Source organism: Mycobacterium bohemicum DSM 44277 (assembly GCF_001053185.1).
Taxonomy (GTDB): domain Bacteria; phylum Actinomycetota; class Actinomycetes; order Mycobacteriales; family Mycobacteriaceae; genus Mycobacterium; species Mycobacterium bohemicum.
Window position 1 is genome coordinate 259,076 of record NZ_CSTD01000003.1, and the last position, 25,636, is coordinate 284,711.

18 protein-coding genes and 2 pseudogenes are annotated in these 25,636 nt (G+C 68.0%); 14 read left to right on the plus strand and 6 right to left on the minus strand.

The window, feature by feature from the left end; all coding sequences use genetic code 11:
• Positions 1–52: 52 nt before the first annotated feature.
• The 3 genes and pseudogenes from BN971_RS15710 to rplL all read left to right on the plus strand — a co-directional run.
• Positions 53–4,030, plus strand: a pseudogene (locus BN971_RS15710) (glycoside hydrolase family 38 N-terminal domain-containing protein); the annotation flags it as partial.
• A 255-nt stretch (positions 4,031–4,285) separates the two neighbouring features.
• A complete protein-coding gene (gene rplJ, locus BN971_RS15715) occupies positions 4,286–4,906 on the plus strand; it encodes a 50S ribosomal protein L10 (protein ID WP_085179235.1) in 621 nt (206 codons plus the stop codon).
• A gap of 30 nt (positions 4,907–4,936) precedes the next feature.
• On the plus strand, positions 4,937–5,332 hold the full coding sequence (gene rplL / locus BN971_RS15720; protein ID WP_085179234.1) for a 50S ribosomal protein L7/L12: 396 nt from the start codon (positions 4,937–4,939) through the stop codon (positions 5,330–5,332).
• Between the two features lie 51 nt (positions 5,333–5,383).
• Here the strand turns inward: rplL and BN971_RS15725 are convergent, their stop codons facing one another.
• Positions 5,384–6,094: a TetR/AcrR family transcriptional regulator gene (locus tag BN971_RS15725; RefSeq protein ID WP_090350281.1), complete on the minus strand. Its 711-nt coding sequence runs from the start codon at positions 6,092–6,094 to the stop codon at positions 5,384–5,386.
• 62 nt (positions 6,095–6,156) lie between these two features.
• Here BN971_RS15725 and BN971_RS15730 point away from each other — a divergent pair, with 62 nt between their 5' ends.
• The 6 genes from BN971_RS15730 to BN971_RS15750 all read left to right on the plus strand — a co-directional run bounded on the left by BN971_RS15730 (position 6,157) and on the right by BN971_RS15750 (position 17,569).
• The gene (locus tag BN971_RS15730; protein WP_085179232.1) at positions 6,157–7,671 is read left to right on the plus strand and encodes a carotenoid oxygenase family protein; all 1,515 of its coding nucleotides are present in this window, start codon (positions 6,157–6,159) and stop codon (positions 7,669–7,671) included.
• Positions 7,672–7,807: 136 nt separating this feature from the next.
• The gene (locus BN971_RS15735) at positions 7,808–8,818 is read left to right on the plus strand and encodes an ABC transporter ATP-binding protein (protein ID WP_085179231.1); all 1,011 of its coding nucleotides are present in this window, start codon (positions 7,808–7,810) and stop codon (positions 8,816–8,818) included.
• A 475-nt stretch (positions 8,819–9,293) separates the two neighbouring features.
• A complete protein-coding gene (gene rpoB / locus BN971_RS15740) occupies positions 9,294–12,854 on the plus strand; it encodes a DNA-directed RNA polymerase subunit beta (protein WP_372511811.1) in 3,561 nt (1,186 codons plus the stop codon).
• 41 nt (positions 12,855–12,895) lie between these two features.
• Positions 12,896–16,846, plus strand: a complete 3,951-nt coding sequence (locus tag BN971_RS15745; protein ID WP_085179229.1) for a DNA-directed RNA polymerase subunit beta' — start codon at positions 12,896–12,898, stop codon at positions 16,844–16,846.
• A gap of 183 nt (positions 16,847–17,029) precedes the next feature.
• Positions 17,030–17,176, plus strand: a complete 147-nt coding sequence (locus BN971_RS25105) for a hypothetical protein (protein ID WP_169718543.1) — start codon at positions 17,030–17,032, stop codon at positions 17,174–17,176.
• Between the two features lie 3 nt (positions 17,177–17,179).
• On the plus strand, positions 17,180–17,569 hold the full coding sequence (locus tag BN971_RS15750) for a hypothetical protein (protein WP_085179228.1): 390 nt from the start codon (positions 17,180–17,182) through the stop codon (positions 17,567–17,569).
• Here BN971_RS15750 and BN971_RS15755 read toward each other — a convergent pair.
• Together BN971_RS15755 and BN971_RS15760 are read right to left on the minus strand one after the other, a co-directional pair.
• Positions 17,566–18,159: a hypothetical protein gene (locus BN971_RS15755; protein ID WP_090350282.1), complete on the minus strand. Its 594-nt coding sequence runs from the start codon at positions 18,157–18,159 to the stop codon at positions 17,566–17,568. The genes BN971_RS15750 and BN971_RS15755 overlap by 4 nt on opposite strands.
• A 237-nt stretch (positions 18,160–18,396) precedes the next feature.
• The gene (locus BN971_RS15760; RefSeq protein ID WP_245836497.1) at positions 18,397–18,765 is read right to left on the minus strand and encodes a hypothetical protein; all 369 of its coding nucleotides are present in this window, start codon (positions 18,763–18,765) and stop codon (positions 18,397–18,399) included.
• Positions 18,766–19,257: 492 nt separating this feature from the next.
• Here BN971_RS15760 and BN971_RS24705 point away from each other — a divergent pair.
• Together BN971_RS24705 and BN971_RS15775 are read left to right on the plus strand one after the other, a co-directional pair.
• Positions 19,258–19,356: pseudogene (locus BN971_RS24705) on the plus strand (deoxyribonuclease IV); the annotation flags it as partial.
• 176 nt (positions 19,357–19,532) lie between these two features.
• On the plus strand, positions 19,533–20,072 hold the full coding sequence (locus tag BN971_RS15775; protein WP_085179225.1) for a hypothetical protein: 540 nt from the start codon (positions 19,533–19,535) through the stop codon (positions 20,070–20,072).
• 7 nt (positions 20,073–20,079) lie between these two features.
• Here BN971_RS15775 and BN971_RS15780 read toward each other — a convergent pair whose 3' ends face one another.
• Genes BN971_RS15780 through BN971_RS15790 form a run of 3 tightly spaced genes read right to left on the minus strand, consistent with a single transcriptional unit; the run spans position 20,080 to position 22,285 of the window.
• Positions 20,080–20,655, minus strand: coding sequence for a hypothetical protein (locus BN971_RS15780; RefSeq protein WP_139027116.1), 576 nt, complete (start codon positions 20,653–20,655; stop codon positions 20,080–20,082).
• A gap of 20 nt (positions 20,656–20,675) precedes the next feature.
• Positions 20,676–21,986 carry a hypothetical protein gene (locus BN971_RS25855; RefSeq protein WP_245836545.1) on the minus strand — a complete coding sequence of 437 codons (1,311 nt, stop codon included), beginning with the start codon at positions 21,984–21,986 and terminating at the stop codon, positions 20,676–20,678.
• 2 nt (positions 21,987–21,988) lie between these two features.
• Positions 21,989–22,285 carry a hypothetical protein gene (locus tag BN971_RS15790; RefSeq protein ID WP_085179223.1) on the minus strand — a complete coding sequence of 99 codons (297 nt, stop codon included), beginning with the start codon at positions 22,283–22,285 and terminating at the stop codon, positions 21,989–21,991.
• 69 nt (positions 22,286–22,354) lie between these two features.
• On the opposite strand from BN971_RS15790, the gene BN971_RS15795 reads away from it, so the two are divergent.
• From BN971_RS15795 to BN971_RS15805, 3 genes are read left to right on the plus strand one after another with little or no spacing between them, the layout of a single operon-like run.
• The gene (locus BN971_RS15795; RefSeq protein ID WP_085179222.1) at positions 22,355–23,110 is read left to right on the plus strand and encodes a deoxyribonuclease IV; all 756 of its coding nucleotides are present in this window, start codon (positions 22,355–22,357) and stop codon (positions 23,108–23,110) included.
• A 5-nt stretch (positions 23,111–23,115) separates the two neighbouring features.
• On the plus strand, positions 23,116–23,958 hold the full coding sequence (locus BN971_RS15800; protein ID WP_085179221.1) for an extracellular catalytic domain type 1 short-chain-length polyhydroxyalkanoate depolymerase: 843 nt from the start codon (positions 23,116–23,118) through the stop codon (positions 23,956–23,958).
• A 46-nt stretch (positions 23,959–24,004) separates the two neighbouring features.
• Positions 24,005–25,633, plus strand: coding sequence for an acyl-CoA dehydrogenase family protein (locus BN971_RS15805; RefSeq protein ID WP_085179220.1), 1,629 nt, complete (start codon positions 24,005–24,007; stop codon positions 25,631–25,633).
• Positions 25,634–25,636 lie beyond the last annotated feature (3 nt).

Consider the following 25,636-nt stretch of genomic DNA (forward strand, 5'->3'; position numbering starts at 1 on the left):
GCGAGGGCGGGCATGGCGCGATCTTAGATGCCATGCGCCGTAAGGTGCGGAGATGCAGCTGATTTCGGCGAAGTCCTTCGACCTGTTCGTCGGACCGCCCGAAGCGCCGCAGCAGGTGGTGCGCGTCGGACTCTCGGGGTGCGCCGCGCCGACGCGAATCCGTGTCGACGGCGACGGCCTGAGTGGGGAGGCGCTCGCCCAGCCCGGGGACGAGCTCATCGAGGTTCCCGTCACGGTGCGCGATCCGGTTGTCGGTCAGGGCAGGGCCGCGCGCGTGTACACCGACAGCGCCGGGATGGGGTTCGAGTTCACCGTGGCCGAACCCGGCTGGACGATGTTCATGGTCAGCCACTTTCACTACGACCCGGTGTGGTGGAACACCCAGGGCGCCTACACGAGCGAGTGGACCGAGGACCCGCCGGGGCGGGCCAGGCAGACCAACGGGTTCGAACTGGTGCACGCGCACCTGGAGATGGCCCGCCGCGATCCCGACTACAAGTTCGTCCTGGCTGAGGTCGACTACCTCAAGCCGTATTGGGACACCCGGCCCGAGGACCGCGCCGACCTGCGCCGGTTCCTGGACGAAGGCCGCCTCGAGGTGATGGGCGGCACCTACAACGAGCCCAACACCAACCTCACCGGCCCGGAGACGACCATCCGGAACCTGGTGCACGGCACAGGATTTCAGCGTTACGTCCTGGGCGCGGCGCCGGCGACCGCGTGGCAGCTGGACGTGTTCGGGCACGACCCGCAATTCCCCGGCATGGCCGCCGACGCCGGCCTGACATCGAGTTCCTGGGCCCGCGGGCCGCACCACCAGTGGGGCCCTGCCCATACCGCTGCCGAAACCGGTGGCGTGGAGCGCATGCAGTTCAGCAGCGAGTTCGAGTGGATCTCGCCGTCGGGCCGCGGGCTGCTCACCCACTACATGCCCGCGCACTATTCGGCGGGTTGGTGGATGGACTCGGCGGCCTCGCTGGCCGAGGCCGCCGAGTCCACCTACGAGCTGTTCGGCCAGCTGAAGTCGGTCGCTTTGACCCGCAACGTCCTGCTGCCGGTCGGCACGGACTACACCCCGCCGAACAAGTGGGTCACCGACATCCACCGGAACTGGGCCCGGCGGTATACGTGGCCGCGTTTCCTGTGCGCGCTTCCCAAGGAGTTCTTCGCGGCGGTGCGCGCCGAGTTGGACCAGCGCGGCTGTGTTCCCTCGCCGCAGACCCGCGACATGAACCCGATCTACACCGGCAAGGACGTCTCCTACATCGACACCAAGCAGGCGAACCGCGCCGCCGAGAACGCCGTCCTGGAGGCCGAGCGCTTCGCGGTGTTCGCCGCGCTGATGACCGGCTCCGGCTACCCGCACGCCGCGCTGGCCAAGGCGTGGGTGCAGCTGGCCTACGGCGCCCATCACGACGCCATCACCGGCTCCGAGTCCGATCAGGTCTACCTGGACCTGCTGACCGGCTGGCGCGACGCGTGGGAGCTGGGCCGCGCGGCCCGCGACAACTCGCTGGCGCTGCTGTCCGGTGCGGTGGAGGCCCGTGCCGACGCCGTGGTGGTGTGGAATCCGTTGGCGCACGGGCGAACCGACGTCGTCACCGCCCGGCTCGACCCGCCGCTCGGCGCGGGCGTGCGGGTGCTCGACCCGGCCGACCCCGGCGGTGGGGCGCTACCCGCGCTCGTCGAGCACGGCGGCCGCTCGATCACGTGGCTGGCCCGCGATGTGCCGTCGCTGGGCTGGCGTTCCTACCGGCTCGTCGCGTCCGCCGAACCCGCCGGCTGGCAGCCGGTTTCCGGAACCGAGATCGCCAACGAGCACTACCGGCTACGGGTCGACCCGGCGCGCGGCGGCGGGGTCGCCGCCCTGATCCACGACGGGCGCGAACTGATCGCCGACGGCCGGGTGGGCAACGAGCTCGCCGTCTACGACGAGTACCCGGCGCACCCGACGCAGGGGGAGGGCCCCTGGCATCTGCTGCCCAAGGGGCCGGTGGTGTGCTCGTCGGAGTCGCCGGCGCGGGTGCAGGCCTCTCGCTGCCCGATCGGCGAACGGCTGGTGGTGCGCGGCCGCATCGGCACGCTGTTGCGGTACACCCAGACCCTGACGCTGTGGCGCGGAGTGGACCGCCTGGACTGCCGGACCGCCATCCACGAGTTCACCGGGGAGGACCGCCTGGTCCGGCTGCGCTGGCCGTGCCCGGTGCCGGGGGCCATGCCGGTCAGCGATGTCGGCGACGCCGTCGTGGGGCGCGGTTTTGCGTTGCTGCACAAGGGTTCTGGGGGCCGGCAATCGGTCGACACCGCGCGGCAGCCGTGGACGCTGGACAACCCGGCGCACGGGTGGTTCGGGCTGTCGTCGGCGGTGCGGGTGCGGGCCGGCCCCCCGCACAGCCACGCCGTGCGGGCGGTCTCGGTGGCCGAGGTGGTGGTCCCGGACGAGGCGGCGTCCGGCCCGCTGGCGCGCGAGCTGATCGTGGCGCTGGCCCGAGCCGGCGTCACGGCAACCTGCGGCGCCGGCGGCACGCCGCGCTACGGCCACCTCGACGTCGACTCCAACCTCCCCGACGTGCGGATCGCGCTGGGCGGCCCCGACCGCAACGAGTTCACCAAACTCGTTCTGCGCCAAGATGCTTCGATCTACGCCCACGAACTCGACCGTCAGCTGGCCGCGACGGGCCGGGCCCGGGTGTGGGTTCCCGCCGAGGCGCCGTTGGCCGCGGCGTGGGTACCCGGCGCCGACCTGCGAGCGCCGCGGGCGCTGCCCGTGCTGCTGATCGACGGCCGGGACGACGAATCCCTGCGCTCGGCGATCGCGTCGCTGACCGACGACCTCGCCGACGCCGAAATCACGGTCTCCCAGGACGTCCCGCCCGGCATGGGCCCGTTCGAGGCCCGCACCGTCGCGCTGCTCAACCGCGGCGTGCCCGGCTTCGCCGTCGACGTCGAGGGCACACTGCACTCCTCCCTGATGCGGTCGTGCACCGGCTGGCCATCGGGCACCTGGATCGACGACCCACGCCGCACCGCCCCCGACGGGTCCAACTTCCAGCTCCAGCACTGGACGCACGATTTCGACTACGCGCTGGTGTGCGCCGAGGGCGACTGGCGGCGGGGCGCGGTCCCGGCCCGCAGCGACCAGTTCTCCCACCCACTGCTGGCCGTCGCCTCGGGACCCGGTTCGGGCGCGCTGGCGGCGTCCGGGTCGCTGCTGAGGGTCGATCCGGGCGACTCGGTCCGCCTGGGAGCGCTGAAGGCGGCCGGCAACCCGCTGGCCGAGGGCAGCGTCCGGCCCGTCGACCCCGCCGAGGTGGCGCTGCGGCTGGTGGAGACCGGAGGCGCGGACGCCCGCGTCTCGATCGGCTCGGCGCTGGGCGAGGTGAGCCGACTGCGCCACGCCGACCTGTTGGAACGGCCGCTGCCGGCGTCGCGGCGCACGCGTTCGGTCGCGCTGCACGGCCAGCAGGTGGCCACCGTGCTCGCCGACCTCGAAATGCCGCGCATCGCAACGGGTCCCGTCGAGCTGGCCCCGCAGGCCGAGATCGCCCAGCCGCTGTTCGCGCGCTACTGGCTGCACAACCGCGGTCCCGCGCCGCTGGGCGGCCTGCCGGTCGCCTGCCACCTGGAACCCACGGCGGTGCTGGGTCGGGCGGGCGGCGAGGTCGTGCTGCGGCTTACGGTGGCCAGTGATTGCAGCGACGCGACGCTGGACGGAACGGTGGCGATGGTGTGTCCCGACGGCTGGTCGGCACGGCTCCCCGCGCGGCGGTTCACCCTGCCGGGCGGTCAGCACGCGGCGGCCCGCGTCAGGGTGTCGATTCCCGCCGGCACCGCGCCCGGCCTCTACCCGGTCCGCGCCCAGCTGCGCGTCACCGGCAAGGCGATCCCGCCGGCCTGGGGGCAGGTCGTCGAGGACGTGTGCGTGGTGACCGTCGGCGGGGGAGAGCCGGACCCCGGCGGCGTCGTCCACCTGGTCGGCGGTCCCGAGGAGGTCAGCGTGGCGGCCGGTCGCACCGCCGCGCTGGCGGTGGTCTAGCCCGGCGCCGTTTTGGCCGCCGGCGCCCCGTCGGGCTATTGTGGTTTGCGATCCACCGAAGACCGTCGGTCACCGAGAAATCGGTCGAAGGTCCGGGAGCTTCCCGGCGGCCCACGCAGGAGGACGAGGCGGTAGCGCCGGCTTCGCCGGCGCCTTTCGCGCCCCGGCCGTTTCCTGCGCCGGGGCGTTCGTCGTTTTCGGGGGGTCATCGACGACACGTCGCACGACTTTCACCTGGAGGAGGTAGGCATGGCCAGGGCTGACAAAGCCACCGCCGTCGCAGACATCGCCGAGCAGTTCAAGGAGGCGACCGCCACCCTCATCACCGAGTACCGGGGATTGACGGTGGCCAACCTGGCCGAGCTGCGCCGGTCGCTGAGCGGCGCGGCCACGTACTCGGTGGCCAAGAACACCCTCATCAAGCGCGCGGCATCCGAGGCCGGCGTCGAGGGCCTCGACGAGCTGTTCGCCGGCCCGACGGCCATCGCGTTCGTCACCGGCGAGCCCGTCGACGCCGCCAAGGCGATCAAGACCTTCGCCAAGGAGCACAAGGCGCTGGTCATCAAGGGCGGCTACATGGACGGCCGCGCACTGACGGTCGCCGAGGTCGAGCGCATCGCGGACCTCGAGTCCCGCGAGGTGCTGCTGGCCAAGCTGGCCGGCGCGATGAAGGGCAACCTCGCCAAGGCGGCCGGCCTGTTCGCCGCCCCCGCCTCGCAGATGGCCCGGCTCGCCGCCGCCCTGCAGGAGAAGAAGGCGGCAGAGGCTCCGGCGGCGGCACCGGCTCCCGAGGCCGCCCCCGAGCCGGCCCCCGAGCCGGCGGCGGAAGCGACCACCGAATCTTCGCAGCCACCGGCAGAAGCCGAATAACCCAACCCGGAATCAGGAAGGACCCACATCATGGCAAAGCTGTCCAGCGACGAATTGCTCGACGCGTTCAAGGAAATGACCCTCTTGGAGCTGTCGGACTTCGTCAAGAAGTTCGAGGAGACCTTCGAGGTCACCGCCGCCGCTCCCGTCGCCGTCGCCGCGGCCGGTGGCCCGGCCGCCGGTGGCGCGCCCGCGGAGGCCGCCGAGGAGCAGTCGGAGTTCGACGTGATCCTCGAGGCCGCCGGTGACAAGAAGATCGGCGTCATCAAGGTGGTCCGCGAGATCGTCTCGGGCCTGGGCCTCAAGGAAGCCAAGGACCTCGTCGACGGCGCGCCCAAGCCGCTGCTGGAGAAGGTCGCCAAGGAGGCGGCCGACGACGCCAAGGCCAAGCTCGAGGCCGCCGGCGCCACCGTCACCGTCAAGTAGCTCCACCGCACGAAACCCCCGGAACTGCGCGTTCCCGGGGGTTTCGTGCGCTCAGCCGGCGCGCGTCGCCAGCTCGAGCGAGGAAGCCACCCGCTCTGGTGAATCTCCCAGCGCGACAAGCAGTTTGGACCTCATCGAGTCGAGCACCAGCGCGACGGCCGAGCCGTCGTCACCGTAGAAGCCGCCGAGTTCGAGCATCACGAACCCGTGCAGCAACGCCCAGAACTGCGCGGCCGTCGCGATCACGGTCGCGTCGTCGGCCACCGAGCCCGCGGTGATCCGGCCCGCGCGCATGCAACGCTGAACCACGCGCACCAGGTGCGCGAAGCTGGGGATGTGCTGCTCGATCTCGGCGACCGACAGGGTCAGGACGTTGCCCGTCGGCGCGTTGATGCCGTGCGCGCTGGTGCTGCCGAACATCAGGCGATACAGGTGCGGCCGCCCGATGGCGAAGCGCCGGTACGCGAGGCCGAGGGCGAACAAGTCGGCGACCGGGTCGGCGGCCTCCGGCGCCATGAGCGCGGCGTCCAGCTGCCGGAAACCCTCGTCGGCGAGTTCGGCGACGAGCCCCCGCATACCGCCGAAGTGGGTGTACACCGCCATCGTCGACGTGCCGGCCGCGGCGGCAATCTTTCGCGTCTGCAGCGCATCCGGTCCGTGCTCGTGCAGCAGGTCGACCGCGGCCAGCAGCATGTCCTGACGAACACTGCGCTGCAGCGGCGGACTCGTGTCGGGGGCCACTTCGGAAACCATCGTTGCCATTCTCACCGTCGGGGCGTACCTTGCGTATAACGCCGTAATAACGATGTTATAGGAGCTCAGCCATGACGTCCACACAAACCGCCGAAACCGCTAACCCGTACCTCGAAGGCTTCCTGGCGCCGGTGAGCTCCGAGGTGACCGCCTATGACCTGCCGGTCACCGGGCACATCCCGGACCACCTCGACGGGCGCTACCTGCGCAACGGCCCCAACCCGGCCGCCGAGGTCGATCCGGCGACCTATCACTGGTTCAGCGGCGATGGCATGGTGCACGGCGTCGCGCTGCGCGAGGGCAAGGCACGGTGGTACCGCAACCGCTGGGTGCGCAGCGCGTCGGTGTGCAAGGCGCTGGGGGAGCAGCCGCCGGCACGGCTCGACCCGCGGGCGGGCATCCTGTCGCTGGGGGCCAACACCAGTGTCCTGAATCACGCCGGACGCACCCTCGCCCTCGTCGAGGGTGGCGTGGCCAACTACGAGCTCACCGACGAGCTGGACACCGTCGGGACCTGCGACTTCGACGGCACCCTGTACGGCGGCTACACCGCCCATCCCCACCGCGATCCGCGCACCGGCGAATTGCATGCGGTGTCATACTCTTTCGCCCGCGGGCGAAGGGTGCAGTACTCGGTGATCGGCACCGACGGACGGGCCCGCCGAACGGTCGACATCTCGGTCTCGGGATCGCCGATGATGCACGATTTCTCGCTGACCGACAAATATGTCGTGATCTACGACCTGCCGGTGACCTTCGAGGCCGCGCAGGTCCTTCCGGCCAACCTGCCGCGCTGGCTGGATCTGCCGGCGCGGCTGGTGGCGCAGTCGCTGATCGGCCGGGTCCGCGTGCCGGGTCCCATCAACGCGATGTTCAACCGCAATCCCAAGCACTCCGACCAGATGCCGTACGCGTGGAACCCCCGCTATCCGGCGCGCATCGGGGTCATGCCGCGGGAGGGCGGCAATGCCGACGTCCGGTGGTTCGAGATCGAGCCCTGCTACATCTACCACCCGCTCAATGCGTACTCCGAGATGCGCGAGGGCCCTCAAACAAGTTCAGAGGTCCTGGTGCTCGATGTGGTCAGGTATTCGCGGATGTTCGACCGCGACCGGCGCGGACCGGGTGACACTCCGCCGACGCTGGACCGCTGGACCGTCAACCTGGCGACGGGCGCGGTCGCCACCGAAACACGCGACGACCGGTCCCAGGAGTTCCCCCGGATCAACGAGTCCCGGCTCGGGGCGGAACACCGCTTCGGCTACACCGTCGGCTTCGACTATGTCGGCGACGGGGCCACCGACTTGCCGACCGGCCTGTACAAACACGACTACGCGACCGGTTCCGTTCAGGTCGCGGCGCTCGATCCCGACCTCGTGGTCGGCGAGATGTGCTTCGTGCCGAACCCGTCGGCCTCCCCGGCGACGCAGGCCGAGGACGACGGCGTCCTGATGGGCTACGGCTACCACCGCGGCCGCCAGGAGGGCCAGCTGCTGATCCTGGACGCCCAGGCGCTCGAGCCCATGGCCACCGTCCACCTGCCGCAGCGGGTGCCGATCGGCTTCCACGGCAACTGGGCCGGTTGAGGGCGCGGTCTCGACTCGGTCAAATTCGGTCCGCGCGGTTCCGCAACCCTGATGCCGTGCCTGCGACGTGCGCTACAGTGACTCATGCCACAGAAAAGGGCAGGTGGCAGGCACGCGCGTCGAGGGAAGGATCCTCATGGGAGTCGCTATTCAGGTCAACGGGCTCACGAAGTCCTTTGGATCCTCCAGGATTTGGGAAGACGTGACGCTCGAACTCCCCGCGGGTGAGGTCAGCGTTCTTCTCGGCCCGTCCGGTACCGGCAAATCGGTGTTCCTGAAATCGCTGATCGGTCTGCTGCGGCCGGAGCGCGGTTCCATCGTCATCGACGGCACCGACATCATCGAGTGCTCGGCCAAGGAGCTTTACGAGATTCGCACGCTGTTCGGCGTCATGTTCCAGGACGGCGCGCTGTTCGGCTCGATGAACCTCTTCGACAACGCGGCCTTCCCGCTGCGCGAGCACACCAAGAAGAAAGAGGGCGAGATCCGTGACATCGTCATGGAGAAGCTCGAAATGGTGGGCCTCAAGGGTGATGAGAAGAAGTTCCCCGGCGAGATCTCCGGCGGTATGCGCAAGCGCGCGAGCCTGGCCCGGGCCCTGGTGCTGGACCCGCAGATCATCCTCTGCGACGAGCCCGACTCCGGCCTGGACCCCGTGCGGACCGCCTACCTGAGCCAGCTGATCATCGACATCAACGCCCAGATCGACGCGACCGTCCTGATCGTGACGCACAACATCAACATCGCCCGCACCGTGCCGGACAACATGGGCATGCTGTTCCGCCGCAAGCTGGTCATGTTCGGCCCCCGCGAGGTGCTGCTGACCAGCGACGAGCCGGTCGTGCGCCAGTTCCTCAACGGCCGCCGCATCGGGCCCATCGGCATGTCCGAGGAGAAGGACGAGGCGACCATGGCCGAGGAGCAGGCCATGGTGGACGCCGGTCACCACTCCGGCGGTGTCGAGGAGATCGAGGGCGTGCCGCCGCAGATCATCGCGACGCCGGGTATGCCGGAGCGCAAGGCCGTGGCCCGCCGCCAGGCCCGCGTCCGCGAGATGCTGCACACCTTGCCGAAGAAGGCCCAGGCCGCGATCCTCGACGACCTCGAGGGCACGCACCAGTATCAGGCGGACCCGTTCGGCCGCTGACGCGCCACCGTTTTCCCGGCCCCGCGAGCACTCCTGCAGGGGCGGGGTTCCGACGCGCGCCGGAACGTGGCCCGTGCTGTTTCGTCCTGATAATTTCGCGATAACTTGTCCCCAGGGCGGCCCCGTCCTCTTGACGACGGGGCGTAAACGGGTCAATCTGTTGGGCAGCATGTGTCCAGGGAATGCCGAGATGCCAGCCAGCGCCGATGGTTCCTTGGACCGGCACGTGTTGGGCAGTTGAGGAATGCGCCGTCCTGCGCTATTGTTGGACGTTGCGCTGGCTACTTCCTGCCCACCTCACCCGCCACTTGACACCGTGGTCTTAGCCTGAGCCCCCTATCAGCGGCTTAGCTAGTTAGTTGTGCGCGTGAGATCTGGGTCAGATCGTCCGCCGGCCTAACCGACACAGTTCGCGGCGAACAGGCCCGGTGGCCCCGGTTCTCGTGAGTCGCACGAGGTGCTGGAAGGATGCATCTTGGCAGATTTCCGCCAGAGCAAGACGGATCGCCCACAAAGTTCTCCCAAGGGGACGGGTTCTTCTGCGGGGAAGAGTTCCTCGAACGGAAGTTCCTCAAACGGATCCGTACCCGGAGCGCCGAACCGGGTTTCCTTCGCCAAGCTCCGCGAACCCCTCGAGGTTCCCGGGCTGCTCGACGTCCAGATCGACTCGTTCGAGTGGCTGATCGGCTCGGCCGGCTGGCGTGAGCGCGCGGTCGAGCGCGGCGAGGTCGACCCCAAGGGCGGCCTGGAAGAGGTGCTCGACGAGCTCTCGCCGATCGAGGACTTCTCCGGCTCGATGTCGCTGTCGTTCTCCGACCCGCGCTTCGACGAGGTCAAGGCGCCGGTCGACGAGTGCAAAGACAAGGACATGACGTACGCGGCGCCGCTGTTCGTCACCGCCGAGTTCATCAACAACAACACCGGCGAGATCAAGAGCCAGACGGTGTTCATGGGTGACTTCCCGATGATGACCGAGAAGGGCACCTTCATCATCAACGGGACCGAGCGCGTGGTGGTCAGCCAGCTCGTCCGGTCGCCCGGTGTGTACTTCGACGAGACCATCGACAAGTCCACCGAGAAGATGCTGCACAGCGTCAAGGTGATCCCCAGCCGGGGCGCCTGGCTGGAATTCGACGTCGACAAGCGCGACACCGTCGGTGTGCGCATCGACCGCAAGCGCCGCCAGCCGGTCACCGTGCTGCTCAAGGCGCTCGGCTGGACCAACGAGCGGATCACCGAGCGGTTCGGCTTCTCCGAGATCATGATGTCGACGCTGGAGAAGGACAACACCGCCGGCACCGACGAGGCGTTGCTCGACATCTACCGCAAGCTGCGTCCGGGCGAGCCGCCGACCAAGGAGTCCGCGCAGACCCTGCTGGAGAACTTGTTCTTCAAGGAGAAGCGCTACGACCTGGCCCGGGTCGGCCGGTACAAGGTCAACAAGAAGCTCGGTCTGAACGCCAAGGACTCGACCACCCCGATCACCACGACGACGCTGACCGAAGAGGACGTCGTTGCGACCATCGAGTACCTGGTGCGTCTGCACGAGGGACAGTCCACGATGACCGTCCCCGGCGGCGTCGAGGTGCCGGTGGAGACCGACGACATCGACCACTTCGGCAATCGCCGGTTGCGTACGGTCGGTGAGCTGATCCAGAACCAGATCCGGGTTGGCATGTCGCGGATGGAGCGCGTCGTCCGCGAGCGGATGACCACGCAGGACGTCGAGGCGATCACGCCGCAGACCCTGATCAACATCCGCCCGGTGGTGGCGGCGATCAAGGAGTTCTTCGGCACCAGCCAGCTCTCGCAGTTCATGGACCAGAACAACCCGCTGTCCGGGCTGACCCACAAGCGCCGGCTCTCGGCGCTGGGCCCCGGCGGTCTGTCCCGCGAGCGCGCGGGCCTGGAGGTCCGCGACGTGCACCCGTCGCACTACGGCCGGATGTGCCCGATCGAGACCCCGGAGGGCCCGAACATCGGCCTGATCGGGTCGCTGTCGGTGTACGCGCGGGTCAACCCGTTCGGCTTCATCGAGACGCCCTATCGCAAGGTGGTCGACGGTGTGGTCACCGACGAGATCCACTACCTGACGGCCGACGAGGAGGACCGCCACGTCGTGGCGCAGGCCAACTCGCCGATCGACGACACGGGCCGCTTCGTCGAGCCGCGCGTGCTGGTGCGCCGCAAGGCGGGCGAGGTGGAGTACGTGGCGTCGTCCGAGGTGGACTACATGGACGTCTCGCCGCGCCAGATGGTCTCGGTGGCCACCGCGATGATCCCGTTCCTCGAGCACGACGACGCAAACCGTGCCCTGATGGGCGCCAACATGCAGCGCCAGGCGGTTCCGCTGGTGCGCAGCGAGGCGCCGCTGGTGGGCACCGGCATGGAGCTGCGCGCCGCGATCGACGCCGGCGACGTCGTCGTCGCGGAGAAAGCGGGGGTGATCGAGGAGGTTTCCGCCGACTACATCACCGTGATGGCCGACGACGGAACCCGGCACACCTACCGGATGCGCAAGTTCGCCCGCTCCAACCACGGCACGTGCGCCAACCAGTCGCCGATCGTGAACGCGGGCGACCGGGTCGAGGCCGGCCAGGTCATCGCCGACGGCCCATGCACCGAGAACGGCGAGATGGCGCTGGGCAAGAACCTGCTCGTGGCGATCATGCCGTGGGAGGGCCACAACTACGAGGACGCGATCATCCTGTCCAACCGCCTGGTTGAGGAGGACGTGCTCACCTCGATTCACATCGAGGAGCACGAGATCGACGCCCGCGACACCAAGCTGGGCGCCGAGGAGATCACCCGGGACATCCCGAACGTCTCCGACGAGGTGCTGGCCGACCTGGACGAGCGCGGCATCGTGCGCATCGGCGCCGAGGTGCGCGACGGCGACATCCTGGTCGGCAAGGTCACCCCGAAGGGTGAGACCGAGCTGACGCCGGAGGAGCGGCTGCTGCGGGCGATCTTCGGGGAGAAGGCCCGCGAGGTCCGCGACACCTCCCTGAAGGTGCCGCACGGCGAGTCCGGGAAGGTCATCGGCATTCGGGTGTTCTCCCGGGAGGACGACGACGAGCTGCCGGCCGGTGTCAACGAGCTGGTCCGCGTGTACGTGGCCCAGAAGCGGAAGATCTCCGACGGCGACAAGCTGGCTGGCCGGCACGGGAACAAGGGCGTGATCGGCAAGATCCTGCCGGTCGAGGACATGCCGTTCCTGCCGGACGGCACCCCGGTGGACATCATCCTGAACACCCACGGTGTGCCGCGACGGATGAACATCGGCCAGATCCTGGAAACCCACCTCGGGTGGGTCGCCAAGTCCGGGTGGAAGGTCGACACCGCCGGCGGGACGCCCGAGTGGGCGGCCAACCTGCCCGAGGACCTGCTGCACGCCGAGGCGAACTCGATCGTGTCGACGCCGGTGTTCGACGGCGCCAAGGAGGAGGAGCTGCAGGGGCTGCTCTCGGCCACGTTGCCCAACCGCGATGGCGAGGTATTGGTGAACGGCGACGGCAAGGCGGTGCTCTTCGACGGGCGCAGCGGCGAGCCGTTCCCGTACCCGGTGACCGTCGGCTACATGTACATCATGAAGCTGCACCACCTGGTGGACGACAAGATCCACGCCCGCTCCACCGGCCCGTACTCGATGATCACCCAGCAGCCGCTGGGCGGTAAGGCGCAGTTCGGTGGCCAGCGGTTCGGTGAGATGGAGTGCTGGGCCATGCAGGCCTACGGCGCCGCGTACACGCTGCAGGAGCTGTTGACCATCAAGTCCGACGACACCGTCGGCCGGGTCAAGGTCTACGAGGCGATCGTCAAGGGCGAGAACATCCCCGAGCCGGGCATCCCGGAGTCGTTCAAGGTGCTGCTCAAGGAGCTGCAGTCGCTGTGCCTCAACGTGGAGGTGCTGTCGTCCGACGGTGCGGCGATCGAGCTGCGCGAGGGCGAGGACGAGGACCTGGAGCGTGCCGCTGCCAACCTGGGAATCAACCTGTCCCGCAACGAATCAGCCTCCGTAGAGGACCTGGCTTAAATCTTTTCAGTCACTAAACCCGCAAGGGGAAAGGGAGTTACGTGCTCGACGTCAACTTCTTCGATGAACTCCGTATCGGCCTGGCCACCGCGGAAGACATCAGGCAATGGTCTTACGGCGAGGTCAAGAAGCCGGAGACGATCAACTACCGAACGCTGAAGCCCGAGAAGGACGGCCTGTTCTGCGAGAAGATCTTCGGACCCACTCGCGACTGGGAGTGCTACTGCGGCAAGTACAAGCGCGTCCGCTTCAAGGGCATCATCTGCGAGCGCTGCGGCGTCGAGGTGACCCGCGCCAAGGTGCGCCGCGAGCGGATGGGACACATCGAGCTGGCCGCGCCGGTGACCCACATCTGGTACTTCAAGGGTGTGCCGTCGCGGTTGGGCTACCTGCTCGACCTGGCGCCGAAGGACCTCGAGAAGATCATCTACTTCGCGGCCTACGTCATCACCGCGGTCGACGACGAGATGCGGCACAACGAGCTCTCGACGCTCGAGGCCGAAATGGTGGTGGAGCGCAAGGGCGTTGAGGACCAGCGCGACGCCGAGCTGGAGGCCCGGGCGCAGAAGCTGGAGGCCGACCTGGCCGAGCTGGAGGCCGAGGGCGCCAAGGCCGATGCGCGCCGCAAGGTCCGCGACAGCGGCGAGCGGGAGATGCGCCAGATCCGCGACCGCGCCCAGCGCGAGCTGGACCGGCTGGAGGACATCTGGAACACCTTCACCAAGCTGGCCCCCAAGCAGCTCATCGTCGACGAGAACCTCTACCGCGAGCTCGTCGACCGCTACGGCGAGTACTTCACCGGTGCCATGGGCGCGGAGTCGATCCAGAAGCTGATCGAGAACTTCGACATCGACGCCGAGGCCGAGATACTGCGTGACGTCATCCGAAACGGCAAGGGGCAGAAGAAGCTTCGCGCCCTCAAGCGGCTCAAGGTGGTCGCCGCCTTCCAGCAGTCGGGCAACTCGCCGATGGGCATGGTGCTCGACGCCGTCCCGGTGATCCCACCGGAGCTGCGCCCGATGGTGCAGCTCGACGGTGGCCGGTTCGCCACCAGCGACCTCAACGATCTGTACCGCCGGGTGATCAACCGCAACAACCGTCTCAAGAGGCTGATCGACCTCGGGGCTCCCGAGATCATCGTCAACAACGAGAAGCGGATGCTGCAGGAATCCGTGGATGCGCTGTTCGACAACGGCCGTCGCGGCCGCCCGGTCACCGGGCCGGGCAACCGTCCGCTGAAGTCGTTGAGCGATTTGCTCAAGGGCAAGCAGGGCCGGTTCCGGCAGAACCTGCTCGGCAAGCGCGTCGACTACTCGGGCCGCAGCGTCATCGTGGTCGGCCCGCAGCTCAAGCTGCACCAGTGTGGTCTGCCCAAGCTGATGGCGCTGGAACTGTTCAAGCCGTTCGTGATGAAGCGGCTCGTGGACCTCAACCACGCGCAGAACATCAAGAGCGCCAAGCGAATGGTGGAGCGCCAGCGTCCGCAGGTGTGGGACGTGCTCGAAGAGGTCATCGCCGAGCACCCGGTGCTGCTGAACCGTGCACCCACCCTGCACCGCCTCGGCATCCAGGCCTTCGAGCCGATGCTGGTGGAGGGCAAGGCGATTCAGCTGCACCCGTTGGTGTGTGAGGCGTTCAACGCCGACTTCGACGGTGACCAGATGGCCGTGCACCTGCCGCTGAGCGCCGAGGCGCAGGCCGAGGCCCGCATCCTGATGCTGTCCTCGAACAACATCCTCTCGCCCGCGTCGGGCCGGCCGCTGGCCATGCCGCGACTGGACATGGTCACCGGGCTGTACTACCTGACCACCGAGGTCCCCGGCGACACCGGCGAATACGCGCCGCCCGCCAAGGACCGCCCGGAGGTCGGCGTGTACTCCTCGCCGGCCGAGGCGATCATGGCGTCCGACCGCGGCGTGCTCTCGGTGCGCGCCAAGATCAAGGTTCGGCTGTCGCAGCTGCGTCCGCCGGCCGAGATCGAGGCCGAGCTGTTCGGCGTCAACGGCTGGCGGCCGGGGGACGCGTGGATGGCCGAGACGACGCTGGGCCGGGTGCTGTTCAACGAGCTGCTGCCGCTGGCCTACCCGTTCGTGAACAAGCAGATGCACAAGAAGGTGCAGGCCTCGATCATCAACGACCTGGCCGAGCGCTACCCGATGATCGTGGTCGCGCAGACCGTCGACAAGCTCAAGGACGCCGGTTTCTACTGGGCGACCCGAAGCGGCGTGACGGTGTCGATGGCCGACGTGCTGGTTCCGCCGCGGAAAAAGGAGATCCTCGACCACTACGAGGACCGGGCCGACAAGGTCGAAAAGCAGTTCCAGCGTGGCGCTTTGAACCACGACGAGCGCAACGAGGCCCTGGTTGAGATCTGGAAGGAAGCCACCGACGAGGTCGGTCAGGCGCTGCGCGAGCACTACCCCGCCGACAACCCGATCATCACAATCGTCGACTCGGGTGCCACGGGTAACTTCACCCAGACCCGAACGCTGGCCGGCATGAAGGGCCTGGTGACCAACCCCAAGGGTGAGTTCATCCCGCGTCCGGTCAAGTCGTCGTTCCGCGAGGGCCTGACCGTGCTGGAGTACTTCATCAACACCCACGGCGCCCGAAAGGGCCTGGCGGACACCGCATTGCGTACCGCCGACTCGGGTTACCTGACCCGTCGTCTGGTGGACGTCAGCCAGGACGTGATCGTCCGCGAGCACGACTGCCAGACCGAGCGCGGCATCGTCGTCGAGCTGGCCGAGCGTCAGCCCGACGGCACCCTGATCCGCGACCCGTACATCGAAACCTCGGCGTACGCGCGGACTTTGGGCACCGATGCGGTGGACGAGGCCGGCAACGTCGTCGTCGCGCGCGGGGAGGACCTGGGCGACCCGGAGATCGACGCGCTGCTGGCGGCGGGCATCACGCAGGTGAAGGTGCGGTCGGTGCTGACCTGCACCACCGGCACCGGCGTGTGCGCGACGTGCTACGGGCGGTCGATGGCGACCGGCAAGCTGGTCGACATCGGCGAGGCCGTCGGCATCGTCGCCGCGCAGTCCATCGGTGAGCCGGGCACGCAGCTGACGATGCGTACCTTCCACCAGGGTGGTGTCGGTGAGGACATCACCGGCGGTCTGCCCCGTGTGCAGGAGCTGTTCGAGGCCCGCGTCCCGCGCGGCAAGGCCCCGATCGCCGACGTCACCGGGCGGGTCCGCCTGGAGGACGACGACCGCTTCTACAAGATCACCATCGTCCCCGACGACGGTGGCGAGGAGGTCGTCTACGACAAGCTCTCGAAGCGTCAGCGCCTGCGGGTGTTCAAACACGAGGACGGTTCCGAGCGCGTGCTCTCCGACGGCGACCACGTCGAGGTGGGCCAGCAGCTGATGGAGGGCTCCGCCGACCCGCACGAGGTGCTGCGCGTGCAGGGCCCGCGCGAGGTGCAGATCCACCTGGTCCGCGAGGTCCAGGAGGTCTACCGCGCACAGGGTGTGTCGATCCACGACAAGCACATCGAGGTGATCGTCCGGCAGATGCTGCGCCGCGTCACGATCATCGACTCGGGCGCAACGGAATTCCTGCCCGGCTCGCTGATCGACCGCGCGGAGTTCGAGGCGGAGAACCGCCGGGTGGTGGCCGAGGGCGGCGAGCCCGCCGCCGGCCGGCCGGTGCTGATGGGCATCACGAAGGCGAGCCTCGCCACGGACTCGTGGCTGAGTGCGGCGTCGTTCCAGGAGACCACGCGAGTGCTGACCGATGCGGCGATCAACTGCCGCAGCGACAAGCTCAACGGTCTGAAGGAGAACGTGATCATCGGAAAGCTGATCCCGGCCGGTACCGGTATCAACCGGTACCGCAACATCCAGGTGCAGCCGACCGAGGAGGCCCGGGCCGCCGCGTACACGATCCCGTCTTACGAGGATCAGTACTACAGCCCGGACTTCGGCCAGGCCACCGGTGCCGCGGTTCCGCTGGACGACTACGGCTACAGCGACTACCGGTAGTTCGACACGACGAAAAAGCCCCGGGGTTTTACGCCCCGGGGCTTTTCGTTGGCCGCCGAGTGTGCTGCCAGCTTCACACTCGGCGCCGAGTGTGCGGCCAGTTTCACACTCGCGCGTGGGTAAGGGTGGCTTGCACATTGGCCTAATTCCGCGTGTGCTTAGGGGCCAAGGAGGTGGGAAGCGATGCGAGAACCGGCTGCGGGCCCCGACGCCATACCGGTCGAGGAGTGGTTGAGGTTCCAGGGCGAGGTCTTCATCAACTTTCGCAACCACACCTATCAGTGGGTGAAAATCAAGCTGTTCGCGTTGCCGGCCGACGTCGACGACTAGACTGTGTTGAGGCTGCTGGTTGGTCACATCCGCTACCGCGACAGCTACGGCGGCACGGGCGATAAGGACATGGAAACCATCCATGGGCCGTATTGGCTGTACGCGGTTACACCGGAACTCTTTTCCCCTGTCTCTGCCACCGATGCCGAAACCCTGATTCGCACGTGGGCCGAGTACGCGGCACCGCTTCCCGATGGCCGCCGCGATGAGATGGAGCGGGAGTTGTATCCGCGGATCCGAAACGCGACAAGCCGATACCAGTTGCCGGACCTACGCGATACCGCCGAACACGACTGGGGCAGCTCCGTCGGCTCCGTCACGGGTTTCTTCGAGTTCGTACTGATCGACCGAAGCGCGGGCGACGTGGCACTGGTAGTTGCCAGCGACGACTAGCTCCCGCCGTCACCGTCGATGAGCGCGGCAACGAACCCGCGGTATACCGCATCGCTGAGCCGGTTGATGTCCTGTGACAGTCGAGCCCGACACTCCGTCGCGACGAACAGGCTGTGCACAATCAGGCGGCTAGCGTGTGGCTGGTCCGAACCGGCCACGTAGCTACTCTGCTGTACCCATGTGCCGTGGCTCCGCGGGCCATGTACGGGTCGGCTACCGATGAGGGCGATGCCCGTACTCCGCACCGCGGCCGTCCACCGCCGCGGTGAGACGGGCAGCACTTTGGTAACGATGTGGGCAGTGCCAAGAGCACGCAACGTGCCTGCGGACTTTTCGAGTACATCGGAGAACGAGGGCCACCCGGTGCAGCCGAATACGCATATGGTTTCGGCGGCCTCCGATCCACCCTCATCGCGCTTTCCGTAAACCGCGACCCTTGCCATCGGCATCTCGACGTTGGCTGGGAGTGCGACAGCATGCCAACTGTGAGGAATTCCCAACCGCTGCAGCCATTCCGGGAGGCGGTCGCCGGTGAGCGCAACCACGTCCTCGATCTCCATCCACTCGTCTTCGGTGAGCACATCCTTCATCGAGGACGCCGCGCGCGACTGCCATTCGGGTAGTGGAAACGAAGTGCTCATGGCGTCGCCGACGCACCGCCCTGCCCGCCCCCGAAGAGGATGGTCCACACCGAGTCTCCGCCATTGTCCACACGAAGCGGCTGCATGGGCGAAAGTCTATTCAGCATTCGACAATGCGAAAGTCACCCGACCGACCACAGACGAACCATCAGTCGTTGCTCCGATGAGCGCGCGCGACCGTCGCATTCATGTAGATGATTCGTCGCCGCTTCTCGGCGGTGGGTTTCCGTATAGGCGAGGCTCGTTGATCACGGGCGGAGTTCGATCGCGCTCGTGCTTGGTCGGTTCGATGCCCGTCTGGGGGGTATGCCGGTACGCCGCTGGAATGTCGGACGGGTGCTCAGGCAACCCGTCGCGGGGGAAGCCGAACCACCAGATGGTGTCTCGCTCGCCCGGCCGACGAAATGACGCGGACGGTTGGTTCTCCTCGAAATCCAGCAGGTAGTAATACAGCACTGCTTCGTCCAAGTCCGGCCAGGGACCGGGGTCGATGATCGACTCCCTGGTGTCGCGGGCCAGCCCCCACGTTCTGTCCGACGGGGGTGCTGTGTACACCAGGTACATCATCGGTCCATCGGTCTAGGCGTGCGAGACCAGAAACGGCTCGTGTCCGTTGTCGTTCTCGAACTCGATGCGGTCCAACAAGTTTCGCAACACGTCCGCCGCGAACCCATGTTGGGCTGCGGTGGATTCAGTTGATGGGCACATTTTTGTTCACCCACGGCGGGCATAGCGTCCAGCCCGGTCCCACTTCGACCACTCCGCTGCCTCCCTCGAGGGGATACATTGAAATAATTCCTTTCTGACCCCCGTCAGGGACGCCGGCGCGCCCCTCGTTGATGTTCGCCACGATCCTCATCGTGAGACTTTCGCCAGTGTCTTCGCAGTCCGCGAACCCCAGCGGTCCTGATGTGCAGTGCACACGATTGATCGGGACCTCGCCTGCACGGCGGCGGTATCCACACGCAGCGGCTGCATGAGCGGAAGTCTATTCAGAATGCGGCGCCGCGAAAGTCACCCGGACCGCCCACTCACTACACTGGCCACGTGCTCATCGGCTCGCACGTCCGCAACGACGACCCGCTCGCCGCCGCCCAGGCCGACGGCGCCGACGTAGTGCAGTTCTTCCCGGCGACCCCGTCCGCCCCGCTGATCATCATGCTGCACGGCGGATTCGGCACCGCCGAACAGGGCCCGCCGCTTGGCGGCGTCCTCGCCCTCGAGCGTGAAGCCAGCTCTAGGCGCTGAAAGCAGTTGATGGCGGGTGACTTGCTTCGTCACAACTTTTCGCGTGTGCTTCTGGTTAAGGAGGCAGGGAAGCGATGGGCGAACCGAACAGCAGTGGGGCCAGCGCGGTGCCCGCGGAGCAGCGGTTGGTGTACCAAGGCGAGGTTTTCATCAACTTTCGGACCAGTCGGCAATGGGTGGTCATGAAGCTGTTCGCGCTGCCACCCGACGCCAACGACGACGAGGTTTTGAAGCTGTTGATTCGCCACGTCCGTTATCGCGACAGCTATGCGTCGCGAGACTTCAAGGATGCTAAAACGATTCACGGACCTTACTGGTTGCACGCCATTACGCCTGAGGTCTTTTCACGTGCCTCGGCGCAGGACGCCGAGGCATTGCTTCGCACATGGGCTGAATATCAGGCGCCGTTACCCGCGGCCCGTCGCGACCAGATGGAAAGCGAGCTCTATCCGCGCATTCGCAGCGCGACCGCCCTATACCAGCTCGCCGATCTGCGGGATACGGCTGAACATGATTGGGGCTCATCCGTGGGTTCGGACAGCGGTTTTCACGAGTTTGTGCTCATCGATCGCCGCGCCGGCAGTGTGGCACTGGTTGTCGCCAGCGACGATTAGCAGTCGGCTACGTGTCGGCGAGTCCGGCAACGAAGCCTTCATAGACTGCGTCGCTGGCCTCCCTGATGTCATCAGACAGTCGGGCCTGACTCGCCGTCTCGACGAACAGGGAGTGCACGATCAGTCGACCGGCGTGCGGTTGGTCTGAACCGGCGACGTAGTTGCTCTGCTGAACCCATACGCTCCGATCGCGCACGTGGGCAATTCCACTGCTGCGCACGGCAGCGGTCCACTGGACCGGCGGGATGGGCAATACCTTGACGGCGATGTCGGAGGCGTTCATACCGCGCAGCATTCGGTCCGCGTTATGGAAGACGTCGGAGAAGAGGGGTCGGCCGGTGTAGCCGAAAACGCTGATGGTTTCGGCGGCGTCCCACTCGCCGCTGCCACGTGGCCCGGTCACGGCGACCAGCGCCCACGGCGCACTGGTACCGTCGGCTGGCGGACTCAACTCCCAACCCCGGGGGACACCTAACCGCTTCAGCCACTCAGGTATCTCAACAGCGGGAAGAGCGGCCACGTCGTCGATGTACTCGTCCTCGATCAACACGTCGACAAGTGACGGCGGCAGTGGTTCGTGCATCGGCCCGGTCGGTGACGCACTCACGGCGCGGCCGCCTCTCCGCTTTGCCCACCGCCGGTAAGGATCGTCCACACCAGGACCCCGCCGACCATCACCCATCCGAACACTGCCTTACCTCCCTCACTGAGGTCATGGCCGACCTGCGGTAACCAGGACGGCCCGCCGGGCGCTGGTGGGGCCGGGTGCGGCACAGGTAATCCCGGCGCATCCGGTTGGTCCCAGCCGAACACGGGCGGTTGTTGTACCGGGCTCACGGTGAATCCGGGCGGGGATGGGTTCTGCAACCAGGGCGGGAGGTCGGCCGGATGCGGCATTTGCGTCGGTGGCAGCGTCGGCGGTGGTGGATGTGCCGACGGCAACGGTGGCGGCTCGGGAATCGGATACTGACCAACACCCGGCAGTACCGGCGGATTGTCGACAAACGGCAACAACGGCAAGTGAATCTTGGGCCCCTTGGTCTTGCCCGGTGGGACTGCTTCAATGGTCGGCCCCCCGGACGTGCTGTCCGGGCGCAACTTGATCTCCGTGCCATCCGGGAGTTTCATCCGCGGGAATCCACCCGAATTGGGCAAGTCGCCGACGGCGCCTTTACTCAACCAATCGAAGAATTTCCGAATCTCTTCCGGGGTGTCCAACTCTCGATTTGGATCGTTCTTGCCTGGTCGAAGTTGGAGCAGAATCTTTCGGATGTCGTCCCAATTCTTGGGTGGGGGAAGATCTTTCCAGGGCGGGTCCGCCCCCGGATTGGTCGGCGGCGCCGGCTCCTGCTTGAACGTGTGGTTGTCGACGCCGTGAACCTGCGGCGCCTGCGGGAAGGTGTCGCGGATCCCGGCGACCGCCGCGGTGACCCGCCCGGCGACCTGCTGGTCCAGGGCGACCAGCTGCACGGCGCGCTGGCGGATGTCGGCGGCGAGGGCCTGCGCCTGGGCTTCGCGGGCGGCGCGCTGCGCCGCCGATCCGCCCGCGGAGCGGTCGATGACCGACATCTCCTCGTCGACGTCGAACCCGGCGGTGTTGGCGTCTCGCACCGCGTACCGCAACCGCGAGCGGGCCGCATCCAGGTCCGAGGCACCGCCGCGGGCCGTCTTGGCGGCCGCTTGCAGCTGGTCGGCCGCCCCACTGGTCGCTCGCATGTCCGAATGCGTCGCCGAGCGCAGCGCCGCGGCCCCCTCGCCCTGCCAATCGACCGACAGCGCATCACGCCAAACCTGGTGGGCGGCCCCGTAACTACGCGCGCCGACGGCCTCCCAGTGATCGGCGGCCTCGCTGAGATGTTCGGTGGGCCAGGACAACAGCTGCGAGAGGTCGGGAAACGCCGCGACCGTGGCCATGACTACACGCCCGTCGCGCGCGGCGCCACCGCCGCCATCTGGTCGGCCGCGTCGGCCTCGTTGGCGAGGTAGCCGGCGTCGGCCACGCCGACACGGGCCGAGTGCGCACCCACCCGGGCGGCCAGCGACGCGGTGAAGGCGGTGACCTCCGCGTGGGCGGCCCTGACGGCGGCGGCGCTGGCCTGGCACGACAATCCCGCCCCCGCCGGTGCCACTGTCGCGCTCAGCTCGCCGACCGACGCGCCCCACCGGCCGGCCATCGCCTGCACGGCGGCGGTATCCACACGCAGCGGCTGCATGACCGGAAGTCTATTCAGAATGCGGCGCCGCGAAAGTCACCCGGACCGCCCACTCACTACACTGGCCACGTGCTCATCGGCTCGCACGTCCGCAACGACGACCCGCTCGCCGCCGCCCAGGCCGACGGCGCCGACGTGGTCCAGTTCTTCCTGTCCAACCCGCAGAGCTGGAAGAAACCGAAACCGCGCGAGGACGCCGGCGCGCTGAAGGCGTCCACCATCCCGCTGTACGTGCACGCGCCGTATCTGATCAACGTGGCGTCGGCGAACAACCGCGTCCGCATCCCGTCGCGCAAGATCCTGCAGGACACCTGCGACGCCGCCGCGGAAATCAACGCGACGGCGGTCATCGTGCACGGCGGCCACGCCGACGACAACGACATGGAGGCCGGCTTCGAGCGCTGGGTCAAGGCCCTGGACTACCTCGAGACGGATGTGCCGGTGTACCTGGAGAACACCGCGGGCGGCGACCATGCGATGGCCCGCTACTTCGACACCATCGGCCGGCTGTGGGATCACATCGGGGACAAGGGGATCGGCTTCTGCCTGGACACCTGCCACGCCTGGGCCGCAGGTGAGGAGCTGATCGATGCGGTCGAGCGGATCAAGGCCCTGACGGGACGCATCGACCTGGTGCACTGCAACGATTCGCGGGATGCGGCGGGCTCCGGCGCCGACCGGCACGCCAACTTCGGCACCGGCCAGATCGATCCCGCACTGCTGGCCGCGGTGGTCAAGGCCGCCGACGCGCCGGTGATCTGCGAGACCGCCGACGAGGGCCGCAAGGACGACATCGCGTTCCTGCGAGAACACATCAACGGCTGACCGCCGTGGCCCGTCGACTCGCCGCGATCGTCGGCCTGGTGCTGGTGGTCGCGGGTTGCACGGCGTGGGAGAACCTGACGCTGCCGTCGGGATTCGCCACCGGAACCAGCCTGCACCACCTCAGCGTGGGCGGACGCGATCGCAGCTATCGGCTCTACAAGCCCGCGGGGCTGCCCGCCTCGGCCCCGTTGGTGGTCGTGCTGCACGGTTATTCCGGCAGCGCCAGGCAGGTCGAAAGGGATTACGGCTGGGACGGTTTGGCTGATTCGGGCAAGTTCGCCGTCGCCTACCCCGATGGTCTGGACCGGGCATGGAACGTCGACGGCGAGACCTGCTGCGGCCGGTCCGGACGGGAAGGGGTCGACGACGTCGGGTTCATCCGCGCGGCCGTCGCCGACGTGGCCAAAAACGTCGGCATCGACCCCGCGAGGATCTACGCCAGCGGAATGAGCAACGGCGGCATCATGTCCTACACCTTGGCGTGCACCACCGACATCTTCGCTGCGATCGGACCGGTCGCCGGGACGCAGCTGAACGCGTGCGCGTCGCCGCGTCCGACGTCGGTGATGGCGGTGCACGGCACGACGGACCGGCTCGTCCCCTACGGCGGCGGGCAGGGCTTCAGCGTCATCAACGGACCGTCGATCCCGGACGTGAATGCGTTCTGGCGCAACGTGGATCGCTGCGGCGCTCCCACCGACGCCACCAGCGGCCAGGTGACCACGTCCACGGCCGCCTGCCCCGACAACCGCGGCGTCGTTCTCGTCACGGTCGACGGCGGCGGCCACGACTGGCCGCCCTTCGCCACGCGGCAGCTGTGGCAGTTCTTCGCGGTCCACCGGCGCTGACCATTACATCTATTGTGCGGCTGTCGAAAAAATGTAACATGGGTGCATGCCAGACACCCATGTCGTCACCAACCAGGTCCCGCCGCTGGAGAACTACAACCCCGCGGCATTCCCGGCCCTCGTCGAAGCGCTGATCCGCGAGGGCGGCCAGTGGGGCCTCGACGAAGTCAACGAGGTCGGTGCGCTGTCCGGATCGACGCGGGCCCAGCGCTGGGGGGAGCTGGCCGACCGCAACCGGCCGATCCTGCACACGCACGACAAGTACGGCTATCGCATCGACGAGGTGGAATACGACCCCGCCTACCACGAGCTGATGCGCGCCGCGATCTCCCACGGCCTGCACGCCGCCCCCTGGGCCGACGACCGTCCCGGCGCGCACGTGGTGCGTGCCGCCAAGATGTCGGCGTGGAACTGCGAGCCCGGGCACGTGTGCCCCATCTCCATGACGTATGCCGTCGTGCCGGCGCTGCGCCACAACCCGGAGCTGGCGGCCGTCTACGAGCCCCTGCTCACCAGCCGGGAATACGACCCCGAACTCAAGCGGGCGACCGCCAAGCCCGGCATCACCGCCGGCATGTCGATGACCGAGAAGCAGGGCGGCTCCGACGTGCGTGCCGGCACCACCCAGGCGGCCCCGAACGCCGACGGCAGCTATCGCCTCACGGGGCACAAGTGGTTCACCTCGGCGCCGATGTGCGACATCTTCCTGGTGCTGGCGCAGGCCCCGGGCGGGCTGTCGTGCTTCCTGCTGCCGCGCGTGCTGCCCGACGGCAGCCGCAACCGGATGTTCATCCAGCGGCTCAAGGACAAGCTGGGCAACCATGCCAACGCCTCCAGCGAGATCGAGTACGACGGCGCCGTCGCCTGGCGGGTCGGCGAGGAGGGCCGCGGCGTCCCGACCATCATCGAGATGGTCAACCTGACCCGGCTGGACTGCACCCTGGGCAGCGCGACCAGCATGCGCACCGGCCTGACCCGCGCCATCCACCACGCCCAGCACCGAAAGGCGTTCGGCGCCTACTTGATTGACCAGCCGCTGATGCGCAACGTGCTGGCGGACCTGGCCGTGGAGGCGGAGGCCGCCACGATCGTGGCGATGCGGATGGCCGGGGCCACCGACAAGGCGACGCGCGGCGACCAACGTGAGGCGCTGCTGCGCCGCATCGGCCTGGCCGCCAGCAAGTACTGGGTGTGCAAGCGCTCCACCCCGCACGCGGCGGAGGCACTGGAATGCCTGGGCGGCAACGGTTATGCCGAGGAGTCCGGCATGCCGCGGCTCTACCGGGAGGCGCCGCTGATGGGCATCTGGGAGGGCTCCGGTAACGTCAGCGCGCTGGATACGTTGCGCGCCATGGCAACTCGGCCCGAATGCGTCGACGTGCTGTTCGACGAACTGGGGGAGGGCGCCGGCCAGGACCCGCGGCTCGCCGGCCACGTCGAGCGGCTGCGCCGCGAGCTCGGCGACGTGGAGACCATCGCCTACCGCGCCCGCAAGGTCGCCGAGGACATCTGCCTCGCGCTGCAGGGATCGCTGCTGGTGCGCCACGGGCATCCGGCCGTCGCCGAGGCGTTCCTGACCACCCGGCTCGACCGGCACTGGGGCGGCGCGTTCGGCACCATGCCCACGGGCCTGGACCTCGCGCCGATCCTGGAGCGGGCCCTGGTAAAGGGCTGAGCG